Genomic DNA, 15,569 nt, shown 5'->3' on the forward strand with positions numbered 1-15,569 from the left:
GGCATGAGTGATAAAGCAATCTTGAGCTGCCGCAACCTGGGCAAATCCTACGTGGAAGGCCCGGAATCGGTAGAGGTTCTGGCCGGTCTGCAACTGGAACTGCATCCGGGTGAGCGCGTGGCGATCGTCGGTACGTCGGGTTCGGGCAAAAGTACCTTGCTCAACCTGCTGGGCGGCCTCGATACGCCGACCAAGGGTAGCGTCTGGCTGGCCGGTGAAGAACTCTCGGCCCTGAACGAAAAGGCCCGTGGCCTGTTGCGCAACCGGTCGCTGGGTTTCGTTTACCAGTTCCACCACTTGCTGCCTGAATTCACTGCGCTGGAAAACGTCTGCATGCCGCTGCTGATCGGCAAAACCGCGATCCCGGAAGCGCGTCAGCGCGCGACGGCGTTGCTGGAGCGGGTAGGGCTGGGCCATCGCCTGGAGCACAAACCGGCGGAATTGTCCGGTGGCGAACGCCAGCGTGTGGCCATTGCCCGCGCCCTGGTGAACAAGCCAGGCCTGGTGATGCTCGACGAGCCGACCGGCAACCTCGACTCCCACACCGCCCAGGGCATTCAGGATTTGATGCTGGAACTCAGCACCTCGATGCGCACGGCGTTCCTGGTGGTGACCCACGACATGAACCTGGCTCGCCAGATGGATCGCGTCCTGCATTTGCAGGAAGGTTGCCTGACCCCCATCTGATTGGCTGAAACCCGGCGCACTGAACAGTGCGTCGGGTCTTTTATTTTTATACGGTGCCCCAGCGAATGTTCAGACCGTTATCGATCTTTATCGGCACGCGCTATACCCGCGCCAAGCGCCGCAATCGCTTTGTTTCCTTCATCTCGATGACCTCGATGATCGGCCTCGCCCTGGGCGTGCTGGCGATGATCGTGGTGCTGTCGGTGATGAACGGCTTCCAGCGCGAAATGAGCTCGCGCATCCTCGGCATGGTGCCCCACGCGACCATCGTCGGCGTGAACCCTATCGACGATTGGCAGCCGGTGGCCGCCGCGGCGATGAAGAATCCTGAAGTCACCGCCGCCGTGCCATTCACCGAGATGGAAGGCATGCTGTCCTACAAGGGCACCATGCAGCCGATCCAGGTCAGCGGGGTCGATCCGGCGCTGGAAAGCAAGGTCTCGATCGTTGCCAAGCACATTGTTCAGGGGCGTCTCGACGCCTTGAAGCCGGGCGAGTTCGGCGTGGTGATCGGCGAGATCACCGCGCGGCGCTTTCGCTTGAACGTCGGCGACAAGATCACCCTGATCGTGCCGGAAGTCAGCAATGCACCGGGTGGCATAACCCCGCGCATGCAGCGGCTGAACGTGGTGGGCGTGTTCAAGGTCGGTGCCGAACTGGACGGTTCGATGGCGCTGATCCACATGGCCGATGCCGCGCAAATGCAGCACTGGCAGCCGAATCAGGTACAGAGCGTGCGCCTGGCGGTGAAGGATCTGTACGCCGCGCCGCAAGTATCGAGCGACATCGCGACCGGCCTGGGCGCCGCCTACAAGGCTGACGACTGGACCCACACCCAGGGCAGTCTGTTCAGCGCGATGAAAATGGAAAAAACCATGATCGGCCTGTTGTTGCTGATGATCGTCGCGGTGGCAGCGTTCAACATCATTGCCACGCTGATCATGGTGGTGAACGACAAGGGTGCGGACATCGCCATCCTGCGCACCATCGGCGCCACACCTCGGCAGATCATGGCGATCTTCATGGTGCAGGGCACGGTGATCGGGATTGTCGGCACCTTGATCGGTGGCGTGCTGGGCGTGATCGCGGCGTTGAACGTCAGTGAACTGGTGGGCTGGATGGAGCGGGTCAGCGGACAGCACATCTTCAGTTCCGATGTGTACTTCGTCAGCAACTTGCCGTCCGAATTGCAGGGCGCGGATGTGCTGTTGATCTGCTCCGCCGGTTTCATCATGAGCTTTCTGGCGACGGTTTATCCGGCGTGGCGGGCGGCGAAAGTCGAGCCGGCTACCGCGTTGCGGTATTCGTGAGTCCCCAATGATCGTTACCACGCTCCGCGTGGGAATGCCTCAACGGACGCTCTGCGTTCGGCTCCTGATGTGACGCAGGGCGTCACTGGCTGCATTCCCACGCAGAGCGTGGGAATGATCAGGTTTGCGGTAACTCAATCACAAACCGCGTCCATCCCTGAGCCGATTCGCAACGAATCTGCCCGCCATGGGCGCGGATGATCGACTGGGTGATCGCCAGCCCCAATCCCGCATGCTCACTGCTGCCTTCACGGCGCGCGGGGTCTGCCCGGTAGAAACGGTCAAACAACCGCGGCAACAAGTCTTCTGAAATCCCGTCCCCACTGTTTTCAACAGTCAGGCTCAAGCCTGCCGGTTGCTCGACAATCTTTACCCGCACCTCACCACCGGCCGGGGTAAACCGCAACGCATTGTCCAGCAAGTTGGACAATGCCCTGCGCAGCATGCTGCGATCGCCCTGCAGGCTCGCGCGGCCGTCACGACTCAGCTTCACCCGGGCGTCCTCGGCCAGCGGCGCGAAAAACTCCAGCAGCACATCCGCTTCTTCCGCCAGGTCCAGCGGTTCGCGCTTGGGCATCAGCAAACCGTGGTCAGCCTTGGCCAGGTACAACATGTCGTTGACCAGTTGCGCCATCCATTGCAGTTCTTCGAGGTTGCTGTGCAGCGCCTCGCGGTAATCCTCAAGGGGGCGAGGGCGGGTGAGGGTGACTTGGGTGTGGGTCAGCAGGTTCGACAGCGGTGTGCGCAGTTCATGGGCGATGTCGGCGGAAAAGGCCGAGAGCCGCTGAAAAGAGTCATCGAGGCGTCCGAGCATGGCGTTGAAGCTGTGGGCCATTTCCGCGAGTTCCGGCGGCATGCCTGCTTCCGGCAGGCGGGCGTTGAGCGATTGCGCCGACACGCCGCTGGCGACCGCACTCATGCGCAGCAACGGACGCAAACCACTGCGCGCCGCCCAGGCACCGAGCAGGGCGGTGGCCAGGGCCGAGAGGCCGACCGTCAGCCAGATCAGGTGCTGCATGCGCTGCAGAAAGTGTTGGTGATGGGTGATGTCCAGCAACAAGGTCAGTTGCGGTGAGTCGGGTTTGTCGAGGAACAGCGGCGCATTCAGGACGCGGTAATCGGTGCCGTCATCGCTCACTGTCGACAGGCCATGCTTGCGCGGTAATTCTTTGGGCACGCTGGGCGAGCTGTCGTACATGCGTTGGCCGTCACTGCTAATGATGCGCAGCGAAAGATCGGCCTGTCGGCTCAATTCATCGGCCAGCCTGGCCTCGGCGTCGCCGGCCTGAATGTCATCCAGCGCCCGACGTAAACCAATCAGTTTGTCATCCAGCAGCTGCTGGTCCAACTCGACAAAGTGCGCCTCGCTGGCGCGGCTGAACAGCACCCCGGCGAACAACGACACCACCGCAGTACAGGCGGCAAACAGCAGTGCCAGGCGGTTGCTTAATGAAAGCCGGCGCATCAGGCGGGGCGCTCTTCAAGGACGTAACCCATGCCGCGCACGGTGTGAATCAACTTGTTCGGGAAATCGTCGTCTATCTTCAGGCGCAAACGGCGGATCGCCACTTCGATGACGTTGGTGTCGCTGTCGAAATTCATGTCCCACACCTGGGACGCGATCAGCGACTTGGGCAGAACTTCGCCCTGGCGCCGCAGGAGCATTTCCAGCAGGGCGAATTCCTTGGCGGTCAGGTCGATGCGCTGACCGTTACGCTCGACCCGGCGACGGATCAGGTCCAGGCGCAAATCGGCCAGTTGCAGGCTGGTTTCCTGGGGCGTGGCGCTGCCGCGACGCAGCAGACTGCGAACCCGGGCCAGCAGTTCGGAGAAGGCGAAAGGTTTGACCAGGTAGTCGTCGGCGCCCAGTTCCAGGCCGTGGACTCTATCCTCCACCGCGTCCCGCGCGGTCAGAAACAGTACCGGCGTGTCCAGGCCTGCACTGCGCACCGCTTGCAGAATCTGCCAGCCATCGCGTCCAGGCAGCATCACATCGAGAATCAACAAGGCGTAATCGCCGCTCAAGGCCAGTTGCTGGCCAGTGCTGCCATCGGCCACCAGTTCGGTGTTGAAGCCAGCCTCGGTCAGGCCCTGGCGCAGGTAATGGCCGGTTTTCGGTTGGTCTTCGACGATCAGCAGTTTCATGGGCGACTCGGGCAGTTTGAACAGGTGCGTTATACCGTGGGCGGCGAGGAAACAGGCCAACCTGACAAAGTTGTAATCTGCCTGTCAGGTGGCTGGCAGAGCCGGCGGAGTAGAGTTTCCCACAAGCTGAACCTCATCTTATTGGAGTGCGACTATGTTTTTGCAAAAGCGTCTGGTACTGGCCGCTTGTTTGCTGACTCTGAGTTTAGGGCTGGAAGCCTCACCGGCGCAGACCTACGATTTCGGTCAGCCGGCCTCGGCCGCCCAGGCTACCCGCAGCGTCGAAGTGGTAATGGGCGATATGACCTTCAGCCCCAAGACCATCGATATCAAGGCCGGGGAAACCGTGCGTCTCGTACTGGTGAATAAAGGCCAGTTGTTGCATGAATTCAACCTCGGCGATGCACAGATGCATGCCAGGCATCAGCAGGAAATGCTCCAGATGCAGCAAAGCGGCATGCTGATGCCTACAGGCATGAAGGCCATGGACCACGGTTCCATGGCCGGAATGGATCATGGCGCCATGGATCACGGCATGAAGCATGACGACCCCAACAGTGTGTTGGTGGAACCGGGTAAAACCGCCGAGCTGACCTGGACCTTCACCAAGGCCACTAACCTGGAATTTGCCTGCAACATCCCCGGCCATTACCAGGCCGGCATGGTCGGCAAACTGACAGTCAGTCAGTAAGCACTCAAAGGCGGGAGCAAAGGCTGGTAGAATCCGCTGATTCTTCAGTCAGGTTTCCGCCATGCATCCCGCAGCCGAACATTCGCCGCTGGGCAAATCCAGCGAATACATCGCCACCTACACGCCGTCCTTGCTGTTCCCGATCCCGCGCACCGCGAAATGGGCCGAGCTGGGCCTGACCGCGCAAACCCTGCCGTACAAGGGCGTGGATTTCTGGAACTGCTTCGAGCTGTCGTGGCTGTTGCCGTCTGGCAAGCCTGTGGTGGCGATCGGCGAATTCAGCATTCCGGCGGATTCGCCGAACATCATCGAGTCGAAGTCGTTCAAGCTGTACCTCAACTCGCTGAACCAGACGCCATTTGCCGACACCGCCAGCCTTGAAGCGACGCTGGTGAAAGACCTCTCGGCCGCTGCCGGCAAATCGGTGGGCGTGCGGGTTCGCAGCCTGAAAGAGGTAGAGGCGGAAGGCGTCGTGGCGTTGCCGGGCGTGTGCATCGATGACCTGGACATCAGTGTCAGCAACTATGAGCACCCGCGTCCGGAACTGCTGCGTTGCGATGAGTCGCGCATCGTTGAAGAGTGCGTGCACAGCCATTTGCTCAAATCCAACTGCCCGGTCACCAGTCAGCCTGACTGGGGCAGCGTGGTGGTGGAGTATCGTGGCGCGGCGCTGGATCACGCGAGTTTGCTGGAATACATCGTGAGCTTCCGCCAGCACTCGGACTTCCATGAACAGTGCGTAGAGCGGATTTTCCTCGACCTGCAGCGGTTGCTGAAGCCGGAGAAATTGACGGTGTACGCGCGGTATGTGCGTCGTGGTGGATTGGACATCAACCCGTATCGCAGCACCGAAGAGGTGCAACTGCCGAACCATCGGCTGGTCCGTCAGTAGGTTAAAGATCAAAAGATCGCAGCCTTCGGCAGCTCCTACATTGGGACGACGTACACCCTGTAGGAGCTGCCGAAGGCTGCGATCTTTTTGCTTTTGCTTCTGGAAATCAAAAAGCCCCGCTATCAATAGCGGGGCTTTTTTGCATCTGAAGGGTTCAGATCCCCATGTTGCCCAAGGCCTGCACAATGTTGCGCAGGGTGCCGGCCAGCGTGGGATGTTCGAGTTCGAAGCGCTCGACGGCCAGGTTCACATTGTCGGCGAGGTTGGTGTCCTGGGTTTTGGTTTCCAGCTCAAGCTCCAGCTGGATCTGTTGCATCAGCGCGTGCAGGTCTTCGCGCTCGGCTTCGGTCAGTGGCGGATTCTGTTCCAATTGCTCGCGCAGTTTATTGAGCTGTTCTTGCAGTTCGCGGGCGGGCATGGCGTTCTTCCTTTTATCGATAGGCACTGGCATAGACCGCAGCGGCGTGCCAAAGGTCTATGGCTGACCTTTAGATTAATCCACTCCCGGGCAACCTGCATGATCTCAGTCAGGGCTTTTCGCCTTTGAGCCGACGCAGGCTGATATCGGCCAGGCAGGTGTCGAGTTCGCCCAGATGATCGATCACCGAATGCACGCCCAGGCCGAACAACTGCACCGTCGCCTTGCCGCGCAAGTGTTCCCGTTCCTTCTGGCTCAAGGCTTGCCATTCGTTCGGCGCGAGCCCGCATAGCGAGCCGCACGACGCCAGGCCGATGGTCCACAGCCCGGCGTTCAGGCCCGATTGCAGCAGTCGCGGCTCGCCGCTGACCAGCACGCAACCGTCCAGGCGCTCGACATTCAGCGCCATCAAGGCTTGCCAGCAGGCATTCGGGGCCGGCCATGGATTGATTGTTTCAGAGTGTTGCAAAGATTTGATCCAGGCCGGAAGTGCGACGGCCAGGGAATGGCTGAGGGCAGGGGGGAGTTCATCAATCCAGGCGCAGGGAATCCGTTGTCGCTGCAAGCTGGACAGGCTCTCCAGGGCACCGGGCGTGACCTCGGCGTGCTCGGCAGAAACGGTACCGTGCTGACGCGTGCGCGCGCCGAAATCCACCAGGCAACCACTGAGGCCGAACAGCACGGCGGTCAGATTTGGTGCGGCAAGGGGCAAGACTTCGGCGTGCGGCATGGAAACGTCCCTGAAATAGCGACAAGGCTATTCATGGACGATGACAATCGAGTGACACGGATGTGAATCGCTCGCCGTCAGGAGGGCGTCGTTCGTAGACCATCGTGCACGATGCTGCCTAAACCGGGTTTTCCGTCATATACTAGCGGTCTTTGCGCCTGGGCCAAGCGCCCGCGTCAGTACAATCCAAGGAGTTTCTTATGCGCTGGAGCAATCGACTCGCTCAGCTTTGTATGTGTGCCAGCGTGTTGCTGGTTCCGTTCGCGGCCCAGGCTGCCACGGAAGAAGACCCTTGGGAAAGCATCAACCGCCCGATCTACAAATTCAACGACTTTGTCGACACCTACGCACTGAAGCCGTTGGCTCAGGGCTACCAGTTCGTCACACCGCAGTTCCTGGAAGACGGCATCCACAACATGTTCCGCAACGTCGGCGATGTGACCAACCTCGCCAACGACGTGTTGCAGGCCAAGCCCGCCGCGGCTGGCGTCGACACCGCGCGTTTGATCTTCAACACCACCTTCGGCCTGCTGGGCTTCTTTGACGTGGGCACCAAAATGGGCCTGCACCGCAACGACGAAGACTTCGGCCAGACCCTCGGTTATTGGGGCGTGGGCAGCGGCCCGTACGTGATGCTGCCGCTGCTGGGCCCAAGCACCTTGCGTGATGCGCCTTCCAAGTACGTCGACGGCTATACCGGTCCGTACCCTTACATCAACGATATACCGGTGCGTAACTCGATTTACGGCCTGAACATCGTCGACACTCGCGCCAGCCTGTTGTCGGCCGAGAAACTGATCACTGGCGACAAATACACCTTTATTCGCAATGCATACCTGCAAAACCGCGAATTCAAAGTCAAGGACGGTAAGGTCGAAGACGATTTTTAATCTCGACCGGTAAAACGAAGAAGGCGGCCATTTGGCCGCCTTCTTTCGTTTGGCTTGCGGGTTAAGTCAGGGCTATTTCATCTTCCGGATTGTAAGCCCGAGTTTCTGGCCGCCATCGTCCTGTGCTTTCACCCACACCACTTCGGTGTCGGCCTCAAGGCCTCTGAGGGCTGCGTGATCGGAATCGATCCGTACGCTGAGCCGGTCACCGACCTTGAATGAGCGGGGCGCCTCCAGCTGCATGCCACTGCTGGAAAGGTCGATGCAGACGGCTTGCACCTCGTCGCCTTCATGAATCAGCGACACATCGGCATCAACCCGCATGCGGATGAAATCGCGCTTTTCGCTGTAGTCCCGATCGGTTTGGCTCATGGGCTCGATCCTTCCTTTGGGTTACGGTTTTGCCTGTTCTTATAACTCTCGGTGATTTGACAAGTAAAGACGTCAAGCGACCATCGGCGTGAGCTTGAAACGCCTCGCGGATGGGAGTACCGTCTGCGCCTTAGAAGGGCACCTCTGGTGGAACAGTGAGTAGGGCAAACGCTCGAAAACGGTGCAGCAGAGAGGCTAGAAAGCGAATCCAGTAGTGTGTGCAGGGCCAAATGCCCAGCCTGCTACGCCAACCTAATTCTGGCGCCGTTTGCCCACATGCCAAAAACCAGTGCCACGCTGCTGATAATCGATGATGACGAAGTAGTGCGTGCGAGCCTCGCGGCCTACTTGGAAGACAGTGGTTTCAGTGTCCTGCAGGCCAGTAACGGCCAGCAGGGTCTACAGGTATTCGAGCAAGACAAGCCCGACTTGGTCATCTGCGATCTGCGCATGCCGCAGATGGGCGGACTCGAACTCATTCGCCAGGTCACCGAACTGTCGCCGCAAACCCCGGTAATCGTGGTTTCGGGCGCCGGTGTGATGAACGACGCCGTCGAGGCCCTGCGCCTGGGCGCAGCGGACTACCTGATCAAGCCTCTCGAAGATCTCGCCGTGCTCGAGCACTCCGTGCGTCGTGCCCTGGATCGTGCGCGCCTGCTGCTGGAAAACCAGCGCTACCGCGAGAAGCTGGAAAAGGCCAACCGCGAGCTGGAAGCCAGCCTGAACTTGCTCCAGGAGGACCAGAACGCTGGTCGCCAGGTGCAGATGAACATGCTGCCGGTCAGCCCCTGGACCATCGACGAGTTTCAGTTTGCGCACCAGATCATCCCGTCGCTGTACCTGTCGGGCGATTTCGTCGACTACTTTCGGGTCGACGAGCGTCGGGTAGCCTTCTACCTGGCCGACGTTTCCGGTCATGGCGCCTCTTCAGCCTTCGTTACCGTGCTGCTGAAGTTCATGACCACGCGCTTGCTGTTCGAATCCAAGCGCAACGGCACATTGCCGGAATTCAAGCCTTCAGAAGTCCTTGGTCATATCAACCGGGGCCTGATCAGTTGTAAGCTGGGTAAACACGTCACAATGGTCGGTGGAGTCATCGACGAGGAGACAGGTTTGTTGACCTATAGCATCGGCGGTCATCTGCCGTTGCCCGTGTTGTACACGCCAGACAGTGTTCGTTACCTGGATGGGCGTGGTCTGCCGGTGGGCCTCTTCAATGAAGCCACCTACGAAGACCACGTACTGGAGCTGCCGCCGGTATTCAGCCTGACGCTGATGTCTGATGGCATTCTGGACCTTTTGCCAGAACCCACACTCAAAGATAAAGAAGCTGCTTTGCCTCAACGGGTGAAAGCGGCGGGCGGCAGCCTGGATGGTCTGCGCCAGGTTTTTGGATTGGCCACGCTAGGGGAGATGCCGGATGATATCGCCCTGTTGGTGTTGAGCAGGAATCTTTAATGAGTACCGGTAGAATCCAGTTCGCCGAGCAGGACGGCACCTTCGTCCTGAAGTTCGTCGGTGAAGTTCGCCTGACCCTGTGTTCGGCGTTGGATGCGACTATTGAGCGGATCTTCACTGCGTTGAACTTCAACGCCATCGTGATCGACCTGACCGAAACCCGCAGCATCGACAGCACCACCCTGGGCCTGCTGGCCAAGCTGTCGATCCTGTCGCGGCAAAAAGTCGGCCTGTTGCCGACTGTTGTCACCACCCACGAAGACATCACCCGTCTGCTGCAGTCCATGGGCTTCGAGCAAGTGTTCAACATCGTTGACCGCCCGATCCCATGCCCTGAATGCCTGACCGACCTGCCAGACCAGGACCAGTCCGAAGAAGTGGTGCGGATCAAAGTCCTCGAAGCACACAAAATCCTCATGGGCCTGAACGACTCCAACCGTGAGGCGTTTCACGACCTGGTGAATGCGCTGGAGCGTCATTGATTCCCTGAAGCTGAGGCCCCGCCACATCTTCCAGCACAAAGCCCACTACCCAAATTCAACGCAAAAAAAGGGCGAACCCATGGTTCGCCCTTTTTGCATCCAGCTAACTCAAATCACAGCTTGGCCTGCAACAACGCCTCAAGCTTCTCCTGGTCCCGAGCAAACTGACGAATGCCCTCAGCCAGCTTCTCGGTCGCCATCGCATCCTCGTTGGACAACCAACGGAACTGCGCTTCATTCAAGCTCAGACGCGCTTCACCCGCATGCCCCGGCACCAATTTGCGCTCCAGCTTGCCGGTATCCGCCGCCAGTTTCTCCAGCAGATCAGGGCTGATGGTCAACCGATCACAACCGGCCAACTGCTCGATCTGATTCAGATTACGGAAGCTGGCACCCATCACTACGGTTTTGTAGTCATTGGCCTTGTAGTAGTTGTAGATGCGCGTCACCGACTGCACGCCCGGATCATCCGCGCCGGTGTAGTCGTTGCCGGTGGCCTTCTTGTACCAGTCGTAGATACGGCCCACGAACGGCGAAATCAGGAAAACCCCGGCGTCAGCACATGCCGCCGCCTGAGCGAAAGAGAACAGCAAGGTCAGGTTGGTCTGAATGCCTTCCTTTTCCAACTTCTCGGCAGCGCGGATGCCTTCCCAGGTCGAAGCGATCTTGATCAGCACACGGTCACGGCCAACGCCGGCCTTTTCGTACAAGTCGATCAGACGGTGCGCACGCTTCAATACGGCGTCAGTGTCGAACGACAGGCGCGCATCCACTTCAGTGGAAATACGGCCAGGAATCACCTTCAGAATCTCTTGCCCCACCGCGACACCAAAACGGTCACTGGCCAAGCCCACATCGCCCTTGCAGTCGCTGACGCAAGCGTTCAGCAACTCGGCATAACCGGGAATGGCCGCTGCTTTGAGCAGCAGGGAAGGGTTGGTGGTGGCGTCCACGGGTTTAACGCGAGCGATTGCTTCGAAGTCGCCGGTATCGGCAACCACGGTGGTCATTTGTTTGAGTTGTTCCAGCTTGGAAGTCATGGGCGTGCTCTGTCCTATGGGTCTAATGACATTACCCGAGCGCTGACAGCCACTCAAGGGTGCATGTGCGTATCGAAGGCCCCAGTGGCAACATCCTGAAAACGGATGTTTGAAAGGCGGGGCGTGGTCTCGGTAAATACGATGCTGAAATGGAAGGCAGGTTCAATGGAGGTGACGGTTAGCGTGCTGAGCAGGCCTGGGTCATGTCCTCAATACTTACCGATTTGACCAGCTTGCGAATTAGACCTTTGAGCGCTCGGGCCGAACAAGTGACGGCCGCCATTTCAAAGCGGCCATTTTCTAACGAGGCAGAGCGCGGACACCGGCGCGCGAAACCTGCAAGTGAGTGATGAGGGATTAACGTCCCTCCAACAACTCTGCCGCCTGATCCAGCAACGCCAACGGCTCTTTAGCCTTGTGAATATCCACCGACAACAACTGCCGAAACTTGCGCGCCCCCGGAAACCCGGTGCCCAGCCCCAGTACATGCCGAGTGATGTGATGCATCGCGCCACCCGCCAGCAGATGCTCGGCAATATAAGGCCGCAACTGCGCCAGCGCCTCGGCCCGAGTGATCACCGGCGCCGTGCTGCCAAACAGCTGCTGATCCACCTCAGCCATCACATAAGGATTGTGATACGCCTCACGGCCCAGCATCACACCGTCGAACGTCTGCAAATGCTCGTGACAGGCCTCGAGCGTCTTGATCCCGCCGTTGAGAATAATCTCCAGCTCCGGAAAATCCGCCTTCAACCGCGCCGCCACGTCATAACGCAGAGGCGGAATGTCGCGGTTCTCCTTCGGCGACAACCCCTCCAGAATCGCAATCCGCGCATGCACGGTAAAACTCGTGCACCCGGCATCCCGAACCGTGCCAACGAAATCACACAGCTCCTCGTAACTGTCCCGACCATTAATCCCGATCCGATGCTTCACCGTCACCGGGATCGACACCGCATCACGCATCGCCTTCACACAATCGGCCACCAACTGCGGATGCCCCATCAGGCACGCCCCGATCATATTGTTCTGCACCCGATCACTCGGGCAGCCGACATTCAGGTTTACCTCGTCGTAACCGTGGTCCTGGGCCATGCGGGCGCAGGCGGCCAGGTCCAGCGGAACACTGCCGCCGAGCTGCAGGGCGAGCGGGTGCTCGGCTTCGTTGTGACGCAGGAAACGGTCGTGGTCGCCGTTGAGGAGGGCGCCGGTGGTGACCATTTCGGTGTAGAGCAGGGCGTGCTTGGAGAGCAGGCGCAGGAAGAAACGGCAGTGGCGGTCGGTCCAATCCATCATGGGCGCAACGCTAAAGCGTCTAGACACTGTAGAGCTTGAATTTACTGAGTATGTAGCTGATTTCTGTACCATTTCGCTCTACGTGTTCAAAGCCGGTTTTAGGGGGTAAATGGGCGTTTTGAGGGGCGTTGATACAATGTACCAACCCCTTTAACAATTGTACCAGTTGACTATGGCCACGATCAGAGCACGCAAGCGCACCGACGGCGGCACCAGTTACACGGCACAGATACGTCTGTTCCGATATTGTCAGGCAAGATTAAGCTCAGGCCCGACATCTAACGTGACTCAACCGAACGTGCCTCAGTCGGCTTCGTCTCTTTTTGCGCGCCATGCCAGCGCCAGTGATAAACGTGACTAGCGCCAATGGCGTAAGGCCGATGTATCCAATGCTTGCCACGCTTCGGAGTGACACAGTTGATCCTTCGTCAGCCAGAGTCCTGCGTGCGGGCACAGGGATTCGGCGGGGAGTGCCAGCAGGTCGCTCAACTTCATTGCGCTGATTGAGCCTCGGTCTCTTTCATCCTCGGCTTCCCAGTCGCGCAGAAATAGACGCACCTTCAAGACATTGGCATTAAAACCTTCAAACTGTGGTCGATTATGGAGCCACTGAGGTGAATGCCTCAAGGTTCGCTCCTGGACATCCAACAGCAAGATCTGCCATGCCAAGCGACCTCCGTGGTCATCGTCGACGTTGGTATGGAGTCGAGTCAGCGCGAGATAACGTGCATCCTCGGACCAGATCATCGAGGGCGCGAGATGGCTGATGGCGCAACCGGACGCCGTCAGCAAATACCCGCCCAGGCGTGGGCTCTGGACGCGTAGCCAACTGTCGGCGTATTCGGTTTCACAACCGAACAGCCAAGCGGCATCTTTATCCATCGGTGCTGGCTGGACAAAGTTTCCATCGGCGATTGCAGACTGTGGCTGTTTAACCAGGCGCCAATCGGGGAGGGCGCTCAGGCCTTGTTGGCTGACATTGAGCTCACACCACTCGTAGTAAAGCCGCGAGTCCTGTCGATACTGGCAAAATACAGCAGCATCGTCCGCCTCGGGTGGCGATTGATCAAAGCGCTGCAATGGACTGCTTTGCCGATCCTGATCCAGGCGACCTCGAATCACTGCCAGGCTCAGTCTCGGCCCACGAAAGTCCAACAATCGTGCGACCAACAGAGGAGGGCTGTTCATCAATTGTCGTTCCTGTGCGTCGACCACCACCACGTGACCTGCTGTGGCGGGCGGCAGGGCGAACGGTATTAATGCGATGTAACGTCCAGTGTCTGAAACTCGATGATCGAGCAGCCAAACGCCCGGTAACTCCCAGCCCCCAATCCTGCAGGTATAACCCCCGAGCCCCAAGCTGTTGTCTTGCCGCCAGCTAAATTGAGCCCGCGTATCACCCGTCAATGGTGCCGACTCGACCATCGTCGCGCCTCGCTGTCCATCACCCACCAGAGGCACGGCCAACCGCACGCGAGTCAGGTGCCGCTGCGCAACCTGCACCCGGCCGTTCGGATCATGGCCCACCTGAGACTCACAGTCGCTGTGTATGCTGTACAAGCCATAACCATAGCGACCGCGATCAGGCTGCGGGTAGTCGAAGTAGGACGATAGCCGCAGGTAGTGGTCATCCAGCTCTAGGGGGGCGCTCCAACCCACGGAAGGTTCGCTGTCGGCGGATAGCCACGGACAAGGCAATGCTTGCCAGCCGCGGTCTACGTGCCAGAGCCAGTATTCGAGGGCTTGCGGTTGCTCATCATCCATCCGTGCATGGCAAGCGAACGAGCGACTATCGTGATTCCAGATGATTGAGGTATCGGCCCTGATCAGCAACGAAGTGGGCTCACCGTTTATGCTCACGCGGTATTCCGGGCTCATCAGCGGGGCGCAAGGCTGTGGCAATTCACGCAGGCTGGCCGGCAGCGCCAGGCAGGCGTCCAAACATTGCTGACCATCGGGGGACGTATGCCGGAACGTTTCGAGCGCAAGTTTTTTTTGCCAGGCTCCAGGCTCAACCCAAAGGTCAACAACGGGCACCAGGCTGATCTTTTCAGCCGTCGTCAGCAGTTGCTCCAGGCTGATCTCCCGTGCGCCGTTGTCGACCAGAGGACTGTAACGCCCACTCAGGATGCCGTCGTTAAAGGCATCCAGTTCCCAAAATTCATCACACGAACACTGGTAAAGCTGACGCAACTGTCGATCCAGAATCACCAACCCCCAGGCTTGGCGCGAGGGTAAAGGCGCAGCGAAATAACGTCCGTCATTCGAGAAGCGAGCCGACGACCCAAGGCCCTGGAGCAGCACCCCATCGGGAAACAGGTAATCGCACAGGACGGGCCCGCCCATGGCGATTTCGCTGTAGTTGAACACCCTGATGGGCTCGCCCTCGGGAGTTTGCTGCGGTTCGTCCCCACCCCAGGCACTGGCGCCGCCTGAAGACTGACCAGGCGATAGCGGTGACGACTTGGCCTGTGTTTTATCGACCAGGCCAAAACGTCTTTCCAAGTGACTGACGCAAGCCAGCCCGAAGAACATCACAGCCGCTGCCCCCGCAATATCCCAGTACGCCGGCAAAGCCCTGCCCAGATTAAAACCCAGGCCTATTGCGGCAGAGGTCATGACCCGGGCAGCCCCTCGACCGGTTCGTTGCCAACCGGCCCGTGCCGTCAGCCACATCAAGGCAGCACAACCCAGTACGACACCGAGCGCCCACAGCAGCGGTAATACCGCCACGAGAAAAATCGGGATCAACAGTACGGCGATTTGCCAAAGTAGATCGAGCAACAATCGAGGCAGGCTTTTTTCGTCAGCACGTTGATCAGAAGAGTGGGTCACCATTACCTCGAGAATAAATGTGCGATTTCAAATAAGCGTGTTTGCGTAAAAGAGAGATGCTGAGTTACCAACAACCAGCCTGATCGACGCAAAATGGGGCGACGCAGAAGCGGCGGGAGAGCAGGGCGAGTGTGGCGGTGATTGGTGGCATTGGCGTTTCTGGAATGGGTGAGGCTGGGAGGTGGGGAGTTTATCAGGATTGGGCTTGCGGGGCTCAGGTGAGTCTAGCGGAGGTAGTTGAGAGCGAGTGAGAACAGGAGCGGGAGGGGTTGAGTGACTTGCAACAAAGAGCCATCGATATACGGACACCCCTGTAAGTTAAT

Annotated in this window: 15 protein-coding genes; 7 read left to right on the plus strand and 8 right to left on the minus strand. The window is 59.1% G+C overall.

Translation table 11 applies throughout. From position 1 onward, the window contains the following. Window positions 1-3: 3 nt before the first annotated feature. Window positions 4-687 carry a lipoprotein-releasing ABC transporter ATP-binding protein LolD gene (gene lolD, locus ACEN9A_RS09365; protein ID WP_018928149.1) on the plus strand — a complete coding sequence of 228 codons (684 nt, stop codon included), beginning with the start codon at window positions 4-6 and terminating at the stop codon, window positions 685-687. A gap of 65 nt (window positions 688-752) precedes the next feature. Further along, complete coding sequence (locus tag ACEN9A_RS09370; protein ID WP_018928148.1) at window positions 753-1,997, plus strand: lipoprotein-releasing ABC transporter permease subunit; 1,245 nt, start codon at window positions 753-755, stop codon at window positions 1,995-1,997. A 118-nt stretch (window positions 1,998-2,115) separates the two neighbouring features. On the opposite strand, the gene ACEN9A_RS09375 is transcribed toward ACEN9A_RS09370, so the two are convergent. Next, window positions 2,116-3,462 carry a heavy metal sensor histidine kinase gene (locus ACEN9A_RS09375; RefSeq protein ID WP_258673109.1) on the minus strand — a complete coding sequence of 449 codons (1,347 nt, stop codon included), beginning with the start codon at window positions 3,460-3,462 and terminating at the stop codon, window positions 2,116-2,118. Continuing rightward, window positions 3,462-4,142, minus strand: a complete 681-nt coding sequence (locus tag ACEN9A_RS09380; protein WP_258673111.1) for a heavy metal response regulator transcription factor — start codon at window positions 4,140-4,142, stop codon at window positions 3,462-3,464. Before ACEN9A_RS09380 ends, ACEN9A_RS09375 begins: the two co-directional genes overlap by 1 nt. Window positions 4,143-4,296: 154 nt before the next feature. Between ACEN9A_RS09380 and copI the strand changes: the two genes are divergently transcribed. Then, window positions 4,297-4,833, plus strand: a complete 537-nt coding sequence (gene copI / locus ACEN9A_RS09385) for a copper-resistant cuproprotein CopI (RefSeq protein ID WP_007935275.1) — start codon at window positions 4,297-4,299, stop codon at window positions 4,831-4,833. A 61-nt stretch (window positions 4,834-4,894) separates the two neighbouring features. After that, window positions 4,895-5,725 (plus strand): NADPH-dependent 7-cyano-7-deazaguanine reductase QueF, encoded by an 831-nt coding sequence (queF, locus tag ACEN9A_RS09390; RefSeq protein WP_019649410.1) that lies wholly within the window; start codon window positions 4,895-4,897, stop codon window positions 5,723-5,725. A gap of 154 nt (window positions 5,726-5,879) precedes the next feature. On the opposite strand, the gene ACEN9A_RS09395 is transcribed toward queF, so the two are convergent. Together ACEN9A_RS09395 and pcrP are read right to left on the minus strand one after the other, a co-directional pair. Next, window positions 5,880-6,143, minus strand: coding sequence for a DUF4404 family protein (locus ACEN9A_RS09395; RefSeq protein WP_019649409.1), 264 nt, complete (start codon window positions 6,141-6,143; stop codon window positions 5,880-5,882). Window positions 6,144-6,252: 109 nt separating this feature from the next. Beyond that, window positions 6,253-6,873, minus strand: coding sequence for an HAD superfamily inactivated hydrolase PcrP (pcrP, locus tag ACEN9A_RS09400; protein WP_019649408.1), 621 nt, complete (start codon window positions 6,871-6,873; stop codon window positions 6,253-6,255). Between the two features lie 200 nt (window positions 6,874-7,073). Between pcrP and ACEN9A_RS09405 the strand changes: the two genes are divergently transcribed. Continuing rightward, window positions 7,074-7,763, plus strand: a complete 690-nt coding sequence (locus ACEN9A_RS09405) for an MlaA family lipoprotein (RefSeq protein ID WP_019649407.1) — start codon at window positions 7,074-7,076, stop codon at window positions 7,761-7,763. A gap of 72 nt (window positions 7,764-7,835) precedes the next feature. Here the strand turns inward: ACEN9A_RS09405 and ACEN9A_RS09410 are convergent, their stop codons facing one another. Continuing rightward, the gene (locus ACEN9A_RS09410) at window positions 7,836-8,135 is read right to left on the minus strand and encodes a PilZ domain-containing protein (protein ID WP_258673114.1); all 300 of its coding nucleotides are present in this window, start codon (window positions 8,133-8,135) and stop codon (window positions 7,836-7,838) included. Between the two features lie 276 nt (window positions 8,136-8,411). Between ACEN9A_RS09410 and rssB the strand changes: the two genes are divergently transcribed. Both rssB and rssC read left to right on the plus strand, forming a co-directional pair. Then, complete coding sequence (rssB, locus tag ACEN9A_RS09415; protein WP_258673119.1) at window positions 8,412-9,593, plus strand: two-component system response regulator RssB; 1,182 nt, start codon at window positions 8,412-8,414, stop codon at window positions 9,591-9,593. After that, window positions 9,593-10,075, plus strand: coding sequence for an anti-sigma factor antagonist RssC (gene rssC / locus ACEN9A_RS09420; RefSeq protein WP_007935262.1), 483 nt, complete (start codon window positions 9,593-9,595; stop codon window positions 10,073-10,075). The genes rssB and rssC overlap by 1 nt, the downstream gene beginning before the upstream one ends. A gap of 113 nt (window positions 10,076-10,188) precedes the next feature. Here rssC and tal read toward each other — a convergent pair whose 3' ends face one another. The 3 genes from tal to ACEN9A_RS09435 form a co-directional block, all read right to left on the minus strand. Beyond that, window positions 10,189-11,115 carry a transaldolase gene (gene tal / locus ACEN9A_RS09425; protein ID WP_019582092.1) on the minus strand — a complete coding sequence of 309 codons (927 nt, stop codon included), beginning with the start codon at window positions 11,113-11,115 and terminating at the stop codon, window positions 10,189-10,191. A 357-nt stretch (window positions 11,116-11,472) separates the two neighbouring features. Then, window positions 11,473-12,483, minus strand: a complete 1,011-nt coding sequence (gene dusA / locus ACEN9A_RS09430; protein ID WP_026286585.1) for a tRNA dihydrouridine(20/20a) synthase DusA — start codon at window positions 12,481-12,483, stop codon at window positions 11,473-11,475. A gap of 285 nt (window positions 12,484-12,768) precedes the next feature. Then, window positions 12,769-15,249, minus strand: coding sequence for a hypothetical protein (locus ACEN9A_RS09435; RefSeq protein WP_258673224.1), 2,481 nt, complete (start codon window positions 15,247-15,249; stop codon window positions 12,769-12,771). Between the last annotated feature and the right edge of the window lie 320 nt (window positions 15,250-15,569).

It is taken from the genome of Pseudomonas sp. Pseusp18 (genome assembly GCF_059506005.1).